The following is a 9,077-nucleotide window of genomic DNA, read 5'->3' as shown; positions in this document are numbered from 1 at the left end:
CCGATCAACCCGACCCGATCCGAACAATCGATCAAGTAACTGTCTCACCGCACGCACGTGCGGAAGACGGGTCTAGACGGGGACGCAACGGCGAAAGGAGAACAGATGCCGGACAGGGATGCGTGGCCGCGCCTCGCGCGGCGGCCCGCTCGGGCCCGCCAGCGGGCCCCTCGGCGACGTCGGGTGTGGACGGGGGCCGCCGCGCTGGCGACGGCCGGGATCGTGGTCCTGTGCGGGTGCGGAAGCGGCACGGATCCGTTGGCCGCCGCGCCGGCGGGCCAGCCGTCAGCGACGACGACCGTCCCGGCGGGGACGGTGGTGGTGTACGGCGCGCGGGTCGGCTGGCTGCCCTCGGGCCACGTCGTGACCGCCGACCAGGTCCACGACGTCACCGAGCCGACGCGGACCGCGCCCGGGGAGGTGCACCACACCGGGCAGACGCTGTACTTCGCCGACTCCGCCGAGGTCGCGGCCGTGCGCGCGGCGGAAAAGCCCGCTCTCGACGGGACGCGGCGGTACGCGATCAGTGTGAGTCGCGGGCAGGTGCCCACCATCGCCGAGTGGATGGCCGAGCAGGAGGACATAAACAGCAAGATCGGCCGGGAGGCGACCTACGAGGACATCGCGGTCGCGGGCCATCCCGCGACGCTCAGGCACCTCAAGCTCGACCAGTCGAGCTTCGCCTGGAGCGTCCTGTGGGGCGGCGAGAACGCGGACGCGTCGGTGAGGATCGCCGGGCCGGACAGGGACGTCGTCCTGCGCATCGCCGAGAGCGTCACGCTCGGTCCGGCGCCGGCCGGGCCGGCGAACCCGGACGCCGCCGCCGCCCAGATCCGGGAGACCGCCCGGCGGGCGTTCCAGGGATCCGACGGCCTGGAGATGCTCGACGCCGTCATCGACCCGGAGGGCCTGGCGCGGCTGGCCGTGGACAAGGGCCTGTCCCGGGACCCGCGGGCCGGCGCCACGGTGAGCCTGGACCGGGTCTCCGACCCGGTGTTCCTCGGGCCGACGGAGGCGGGAGCGCTCGTGCGCGTCGCTGCCCCCGGGCAGCCCGCCCGCGGTGAGAGCCCCATCCGGTTCACCCTGACCGCGGACGGGTGGAAGGTCACCCGGTCGGGTTTCTGCGCGGTGTTCTACGAGTTCCGTGACTGCCCGATCTGAGGCGACCCCGCCCGGCCCGGGCCGGGCGGTCACAGCGCCGGGGGGCGGCCCTCGTAGGGGGTGGACAGGACGACCAGGGTGCGGGTGGAGACGTTCGCGGCGGCGCGGATCTGCTGCAGGAGGGTCTCCAGGTCGGCGGGGGCGGCGACGCGGGCCTTGAGCAGGTAGCTCTCCTCACCGGCCACCGAGTGGCACGCCTCGATCGCGACGAGGTGGCGCAGCCGGTCGGGGGCGTCGTCGGGCTGCGACGGGTCGATCGGTTTGATCGAGATGAACGCGGTCAGCGGCAGGCCGACCTGCGCCGCGTCGACCTGCGCGGCGTATGAGGTGATCACGCCGCGTTGTTCGAGGCGGCGGACCCGCTGGTGGACCGCGGAGACGGACAGGCCGGTCGACCGCGCCAGGTCGGTGAAGCTCATCCGCCCGTCGGCGCACAGCAGACGCACGATCTGACGGTCCAGATCCTCCAGCACCCCCGAAGGGTATGGCCTGTGCCTGAGCGCGGCCGTTCCTGATCGGCGGATTCCCCGGTCGGGGACCCCCGGGCCGGCGCCGCTTCGGCCCCACCGGCCGGGGAAGGCCGCGGCCGTGGACGGCCCGGAAGGGGCCTTCGCCGGGCGGGCCCCAGGCCGGTCGCCTCGGGACCCGACGGAGACGGTCCCTGCCTTCGCGGGCTTCCCGGACCCGGAGGCGGCCCGCCGTCACGGTCATGGCGCCCGTGTGGCTGGTACCCGTGGACGGCCAGGTGCCGGCCCGGCTGCCCGTTCTGTCGGTGCGCCGTGCCAGGGTGGCGGGGTGAGTGATGTTTCGACGGGCGGCGGGCTGGTGCTGCTGGACACGCCGTCGCTGTACTTCCGGGCGTTCTACGGGGTGCCGCGGTCGGTGACGGCCCCGGACGGGACGCCGGTGAACGCCGTGCGGGGGCTGCTGGACGTGCTGGCGCGCCAGATCGTCGAGCTGCGGCCCCGGCATCTGGTGTGCTGTTTCGACGGGGACTGGCGGCCGGCGTTCCGCGTCGAGCTGGTGCCGTCGTACAAGGCGCACCGGGTCGCCGAGGTCCTCGACCCGGCCGGCGCGGCCCCGGCGGCGCCCGGGTCGGCGTCCCCGGCCGCCACGGATCCGGCTGGGCCGCCGGACGGGGACGCCGCGGTGGCCGCTGTCCAGGTCGAGGAGGTGCCGGACGAGCTGTCGCCGCAGCTGCCGGTCATCGACGCGATGCTCGACGCGTTCGGGATCGCCCGCGTCGAGGTGGCCGGGTTCGAGGCGGACGACGTCATCGGCACCCTGGCGACCCGCTACCCGTATGGCGCCGAGGACGGCTGGGCGGCCCGCGACGGGGCCGCGGACCCGGTGGGCGGGTTCACGGGGCCGGTCGAGATCCTCACCGGGGACCGGGACCTGTTCCAGCTGGTCCGCGACGACGTGCCCGTGCGGGTCCGCTACACGGTCGACAAGTTCGCCGTCGTCGACGAGGCGGCGGTGACGGCGCGCTACGGGGTGCCGGGGCGGGCCTACGGCGACTTCGCGGTGCTGCGCGGCGACCCGTCGGACGGGCTGCCCGGGGTGGCGGGCATCGGGGCGAAGACCGCGGCGGCGCTGCTGAACCGGTTCGGGTCGCTGGACGCCGCGCTGGCGGCGCTGGACGCCGGCCAGGTCGACGGATTCGCCGCCGGGGCGCGGCGGCGGCTGGAGGCGGCCCGCGACTACCTGGACAGCGCGCGGATCGTGGTGCGGGTGGTGCCGGACGTGCCGTTGCCGCCGCTGCGCGCCGAGCTGCCCGCCGCGCCCGCCGACCCCGAGCGGGTGGCCGAGCTCGCGGCGCGCTGGGGGCTGGCGGGGTCGGCGACCCGGCTGGTCCGCGCCCTCGCGGCGGCCGCCGGCGGCTGACCCGGCGACATCACGCGACAGGCCCTTCCGTCACGGGAGATTCTGCCCACATCGGGCGGAATCGGACTGACGAGATGGCATGCCCGACGGGGCGTGCCCGGCCAGGGGAGCGCGGGGTGGGCCAGGCGGCGTCCGGCCAGGTCGGGATGGTCCTGCGGCCGTCCGGGGTGGCCGGCGCGCGCGACGCGAAGGCCGGGTGCCGGTGGCTCCGGTTACCGGGGCCGGTAGTTTGACCAGTCATACTCCGGCTGGGGCAGTACGCGCGCGGGAGCGAATCGGTCAGGACACCGCCTGTGGGTCCGTCGTCGCCTACCGTTGCCCAGCGGATATCGGTGTGGTTGCGGTAGCGGCGGAGCGAAGGAGCTCGCGCGCGGCGGTTCGTCCGAGCGGAGCGAGGACGACCACGGCGCGCACGGGCGACGAAGCAGAGCAGAGACGAGGTGACGGGTGGGGCTGCGGGAGCGGCTCGCGGGCCGGCGCGTGTTCATGACCGGGGTGACGGGGTTCGTCGGGGAGGCGCTGCTGGAGCGTCTGCTGTCGGACTTCCCGGACACCCGGATCGTCGCGCTGGTACGGCCCCGCGGTGGCCAGGACGGTGCGGCGCGGCTGCGCCGCCAACTGCGCAAGCCAGCGTTCGCGGCGCTGCGGGAACGGCTCGGCGAGGGCGCGGCCGACACGCTCGCGGCGCGGGTGGAGGTCGTCGACGGGGACCTGGCGTCGATGCCGGACCTGCCGGCCGACATCGACCTGGTGATCCACTGCGCCGGCGAGGTCTCGTTCGACCCGCCCGTCGACGAGGGTTTCGCGACGAACCTGGGCGGGGTGCAGGAGCTGCTGCGCGCCGCGCGCGCGGGCGGCTCCTCGCCGCACATCCTGCATGTGTCCACGGCGTACGTCGCCGGCCTGCGGTCCGGGCACATCGCCGAGGGGCGGCTCGCGCACGACGTCGACTGGGCGGCCGAGCAGGCGGCGGCGGGCCGGGCCCGGCAGGGGGCCGAGGACGCCTCGCGCACCCCGGAGCAGTCGGCGGCGTTCCTGGCCGAGGCGCAGGCCAAGCACCTGCGGGCCGGCGCGCAGTCGGTGTCCCGCGACGCCGAGGACCGCCGGCGCCAGTGGGTGCGTGACCGGCTGGTCCGCGCCGGCGCGGAGCGGGCGCAGGTGCTCGGCTGGACGGACTGCTACACGTTCACCAAGGCGTTGACGGAGCGCTACCTGGAGGACTCGCACGGCGATCTGCCGCTGACGATCCTGCGGCCTTCGATCATCGAGAGCGCGCTCGCGCGGCCGTTCCCGGGCTGGATCGAGGGCTTCAAGATGGCGGAGCCGCTGATCCTGGCCTACGGCCGGGGCGAGTTCCCGGACTTCCCGGCGTCCCCGGACGCGGTCGTCGACATCATCCCGGTGGACCTGGTCGTCAACGCGATCCTCGCGGCGGCGGCGCAGACCCCGCCGGCCGCCGAGCCGGCGTACTACACGGTGTGTTCGGGGTTCCGTAACCCGCTGCTGTTCCGGGAGCTCTACGAGCACGTCCACGAGTACTTCGTGGCGCACCCGCTGCCGAAGTGGGGCCGGGGGCCGATCGCGGTGCCCGAGTGGCCGTTCGCCGGGGCGCGGGCCGCGGAGGCGAAGCTGCGCAACGGCGAGCGGGTCGCCTCCGTCGCCGGCAAGGTCCTCGAACACGTGCCCCGGTCGGAGAAGGTGCGCCGCTGGGCCAGCGAGTTCGACCGGTTCGAGGCGCGGGTCGGGTTCCTGCGCCGCTACTCGGACATCTACCGGGCGTACACGAAGGCCGAGCTGGTCTACGTCGACGACGCGACGAAGGCGCTGCACGACGCCCTCGACGACACCGACCAGGCCGACTTCGGCTTCGACCCGGCCTGCTACGACTGGAAGTACTACCTGCAGGACGTGCACTTCCCGGCGGTCACCGCGATCCTGCGCAAGCCCCGGGACCCGTCGCCGCCGCGGCGCGCCGCGGCGAACCTGCCGGCCAACGCGGACGCGCTGGCCGTGTTCGACCTGGACGGCACCCTGGTGTCCTCGACGGTGATCGAGTCGTACCTGTGGCTGCGCCTCGCCGACGAGGCGCCGGCGGGCCGGGCACGGGAGCTGGCCGGCCTCGCGGCGGCGCTGCCGCGCTACCTGCGGGCCGAGCGCACCGACCGGGGGCATCTGATCCGCTCGGTGTACGCCCGGTACAAGGGCGCGGATCCCGAGGAGCTGGCGCGGATCATCGACGAGGTGGCGGGGGACATCCTGCTGCGGCGGGTGAAGCCGGCGGCGATCCGCCGGGTGCGGGCGCACCGGGAGGCGGGGCATCGCACGGTGCTGCTGACCGGGTCGGTGGACTTCCTGGTCCGCCCGCTCGCGCCGCTGTTCGACGAGGTCGTCGCCTCCAGGCTCACCGTCGGCCCCGACGGCCGGTTCACCGGCAAGCTCGCGGCCTCGCCGCTGGTCGGCGACGCGCGGGCGGCGTTCCTGGACCACTACGCGGGCCGGGTCGGCGCGGACCTGTCCGCGTCGTGGGCGTACGGGGACTCGCAGTCCGACATCCCGATGCTGCGGGCGGTCGGCAACCCGGTGGCCGTCAACCCGGACCTGTCGCTGTTCCGGACCGCGAAGGCGAACGGCTGGGCGATCGAGGAGTGGCCGTCGACGCCAGGGGAGCCGCGGGCGGTGGTGCCGTCGCTGCGCGAGCGGTCCCTGTTCCATGTGGCCCGCGCCGCGGCGGCGGCCACCGTGTCGGCCGGGGCGCCGCGTGCGGCGCGGGGCCTGACCGGTGCCGGGTCGGACGCGGCGAGGTCGACGACGGGAGGTGCCCGGTGACGCGAGGACTGGAGCTGTACCGGTCGATGCCGCGGTACGCGGCGGCGCGGGTCCTGTCGAGCAGGGTGCCGTCGCTGGCCGGGGCGGCGGCGACGTCCGCGGCGCCGCTGCGCCTCGTCGACCGGGGCGACCCGGCGCTGCCCGGGAGGGGCTGGGTGACGGTCCGCCCGTCGCTGGCGGGGATCTGCGGGTCGGACCTGGCGACGGTGACAGGGCAGTCGTCGTTCTACTTCTCGCCGCTGGTGTCGATGCCGTTCACGCCGGGCCACGAGGTCGTCGGCACGTTGCAGTCCGACGCGGTCCTGGCCGACGGGACGGTGTACCGGGCGGGCAGCCGGGTCGTGATCGACCCGGTGCTCGGCTGCGAGGCCCGCGGGCTCGATCCGTGCGTGAACTGCGTCGCGGGGCTGACGTCGCGCTGCGACCGGGTCACGGTCGGGCACCTGTCCCCGGGGCTGCAGACGGGCTACTGCAAGGACACCGGCGGCGGCTGGTCGCGGGCGATGGTCGCGCACCTCTCGCAGCTGCACCCGGTGCCGGGCGACCTGCCCGACGAGCGGGCGGTGCTCGTCGAGCCGCTGGCGACGGCGGTGCACACGGCCGGGCGGGCGCGGGTCGCGGCCGGGGACCGGGTGCTGGTCATCGGGTCCGGGGCGGTCGGCCTGTTCACGCTGCTGGCGCTGCGGGCGTACACACCGGCGGCGCACATCACGGTGGTCGCCAAGCACCGCCGCCAGGTGGAGCTGGCCCGGGCGTTCGGCGCCGACGAGGTGCTCTCGCCGTCGGACGCGCTCGGCGGGGTGCGCCGGGCGACGCGGGCGCTGCGCGCCGAGCCGGAGCTCGGCGGGCCGTACCTGCTCGGCGGGGTCGACGTCGCGGTGGACTGCGCCGGGTCGGCGTCGTCGCTGTCGACGGCGCTGCGGGTGACCCGGGCCGGTGGCCGGGTGGTGCTGTCCGGGGTGCCGTCGGGGTCGGTGGACCTGACGCCGCTGTGGTACCGGGAGCTGGAGCTCGTCGGGACCTACGCGTCGTCGGGCCGGACCGGCCGGCCGGCCGCCGGCGAGGACGGGCCGCTGCGGGAGCCGGCGGGCGCCGGCCCGGCGGCGGGACTGGACGGGGACGGCGGTGCCCGGTCGGACTTCGGCAGGGCGTTCGCGCTGGCGGCGTCCGCGCCGCTGGACGGTGTCGTCTCGGCGGTCTACCCGCTGGCCCGGTGGCGCGAGGCGCTGGACCACGCGCTGTCCGCCGGCCGGCTCGGCGCCGTGAAGATCGCTTTCGACCCGACGATGTCGGCATGACCGGCACCGTCGGGCCCGGCGCCGCGGCGGGAGCCACCGCGGGTCTGGACAGCGCGGTTTCGACCGCGTACATCATCAGCGGGTCCGCGGCGAGCGCCGCCGCGCCGCGGGCGAGGACAACGAGGACGGCAGCCCGGGACGGCGGCGCACGCCGCCCGTCCCGGCCGGCGATGAGGGGAACGTGGCTGTGAGACCGGGGTTCGTGCTCGAGGTCGACGAGCGGACTCCCCCGCTGCTGGTGCACCAGGGTGAGGGTCTGCTGCTGGAGCAGTTCCCGTTGGGGACGCGTGTGGTGTACCCGCCGGAGTCGCTGCCGGGGCTGCCAGATGTGAACGCGGCGATCGCGGACGCGCTGGAGCATCCGCATGGCAGCGAACCGCTGCGGGACCTGCTGTTTCCCGGGATGAAGCTGACGATCGCGTTCGACGACCTGTCGATCCCGCTGCCGCGGATGCGCCGCCCGGACATCCGCCAGCGGGTCATCGAGCAGGTGCTGACGCTCGCCGCCGAGCAGGGCGTCGACGACGTGCACCTGATCGTCGCGACGGCGCTGCACCGGCGGATGACCGCGGCCGAGATCGAGTACGTCGTCGGGGAGCGGGTGTTCCGGTCGTTCTGGCCGGACAACCTGTACAACCACGACGCCGAGGACCGGGACAACCTGACGCACATCGGGCTGACCGACCACGGCGAGGACGTGGAGATCAACCGGCGGGCCGCCGAGTCGGACCTGGTCGTGTACGTGAACGTGAACCTGGTCGCGATGGACGGCGGGCACAAGTCGGCCGCGATCGGCCTGGCGTCGTACAACAGCCTGCGCCATCACCACAACAGCCACACGATGCTGCACTCGAAGTCGTTCATGGACCACACCCGGTCGGCGATGCACTCGTCGGCGTGGCGGATGGGCCGGCTGCTCAACCAGCACGTCAGGGTGTTCAACATCGAGACGACGGTGAACAACCAGGCGTTCCCCGAGAAGTACGGCTTCCTGACCAGGCGCGAGTGGGAGTGGTCGCGCAAGGACCAGGCGATGGCCTACGCGACGACCGCCGCGCTGCCGAAGCTGCCGTCGCGGCAGCGGCACCGGTTCTTCCAGGGCATCGTCGCCGACTACCAGGTCACCGGGGTCAACGCCGGCGAGACCGAGGCCACGCACGAGAAGACCCTGGAGGCGGTGCACCGCCAGCAGCTCGTCGAGGTCGAGGGACAGAGCGACGTGCTCGTCGTCGGCCTGCCGTTCCTCGGGCCGTACAACGTCGACTCGGTGATGAACCCGATCCTGGCGACCTGCATGGGGCTGGGCTACTTCTTCAACATGTACCGGGGCAGGCCGCTGGTCCGACACAAGGGCGCGATGATCCTGTACCACCCGGTGACGCCCGAGTTCACCCAGCTGCACCACCCGTCGTACGTGGACTTCTACGAGGAGGTCCTCGCCGAGTCGACCGACCCGGCGACGATCGAGGCGAAGTTCGAGAAGCAGTACGCCACCGACCCCTGGTACGTCCACCTGTACCGGACATCGCACGCCTACCACGGTGTCCACCCCTTCTACATGTGGTACTGGGCGACCCACGGCATGGACCACGTCGGCGACGTGGTGTGGGTCGGCGGGGACCGCAGGGCGTGCGCCCGGCTGGGTTTCCGCGCGGCCTCCACGCTGGCGGACGCGCTGGAGATGGTGTCGGGCACGGTGGGCCGCGCCCCGTCGATCACCTACCTGCACTCGCCGCCGCACGCCATCGCGGACGTCCGATGAGCGGCGTCAGCGGGAAGTCGGGCCGGCCGCTGCGGGTCGGCTCGCAGGCGTCGGCGTCGCGCAGCCCCCGGGCAGTCTCTTATAAACATCTCCCATCCCACCACAAACGCAGAAATTTGCGAATTCGGCGGATGGGTTTTAAA

Annotated in this window: 6 protein-coding genes; 5 read left to right on the top strand and 1 reads right to left on the bottom strand. The window is 74.2% G+C overall.

The window, feature by feature from the left end:
• The first annotated feature begins 105 nt into the window (after nucleotides 1-105).
• Complete coding sequence (locus I6A81_RS02790; protein ID WP_203007394.1) at nucleotides 106-1,161, top strand: hypothetical protein; 1,056 nt, start codon at nucleotides 106-108, stop codon at nucleotides 1,159-1,161.
• A gap of 29 nt (nucleotides 1,162-1,190) precedes the next feature.
• Here I6A81_RS02790 and I6A81_RS02785 read toward each other — a convergent pair whose 3' ends face one another.
• Entirely contained in the window at nucleotides 1,191-1,634 is a 444-nt protein-coding gene (locus I6A81_RS02785; protein ID WP_407661236.1) for an Lrp/AsnC family transcriptional regulator, read from the bottom strand.
• Nucleotides 1,635-1,956: 322 nt separating this feature from the next.
• On the opposite strand from I6A81_RS02785, the gene I6A81_RS02780 reads away from it, so the two are divergent.
• From I6A81_RS02780 to I6A81_RS02765, 4 genes are all read left to right on the top strand, one after another.
• Nucleotides 1,957-3,048 carry a 5'-3' exonuclease gene (locus I6A81_RS02780; protein WP_203007393.1) on the top strand — a complete coding sequence of 364 codons (1,092 nt, stop codon included), beginning with the start codon at nucleotides 1,957-1,959 and terminating at the stop codon, nucleotides 3,046-3,048.
• 447 nt (nucleotides 3,049-3,495) lie between these two features.
• Nucleotides 3,496-5,874 carry an HAD-IB family hydrolase gene (locus I6A81_RS02775; protein ID WP_203007392.1) on the top strand — a complete coding sequence of 793 codons (2,379 nt, stop codon included), beginning with the start codon at nucleotides 3,496-3,498 and terminating at the stop codon, nucleotides 5,872-5,874.
• The gene (locus tag I6A81_RS02770) at nucleotides 5,871-7,172 is read left to right on the top strand and encodes a zinc-dependent alcohol dehydrogenase (protein ID WP_203007391.1); all 1,302 of its coding nucleotides are present in this window, start codon (nucleotides 5,871-5,873) and stop codon (nucleotides 7,170-7,172) included. Before I6A81_RS02775 ends, I6A81_RS02770 begins: the two co-directional genes overlap by 4 nt.
• 181 nt (nucleotides 7,173-7,353) lie before the next feature.
• Entirely contained in the window at nucleotides 7,354-8,934 is a 1,581-nt protein-coding gene (locus I6A81_RS02765; protein ID WP_203007390.1) for a lactate racemase domain-containing protein, read from the top strand.
• The last annotated feature ends 143 nt before the right edge of the window (nucleotides 8,935-9,077 follow it).

This window comes from Frankia nepalensis (assembly GCF_016786325.1).
Classification (GTDB): Bacteria; Actinomycetota; Actinomycetes; order Frankiales; family Frankiaceae; genus Pseudofrankia; species Pseudofrankia nepalensis.
The sequence above is the reverse complement of the archived record's forward strand: the minus strand, read 5'-3'. Positions and strand labels throughout refer to the sequence as shown.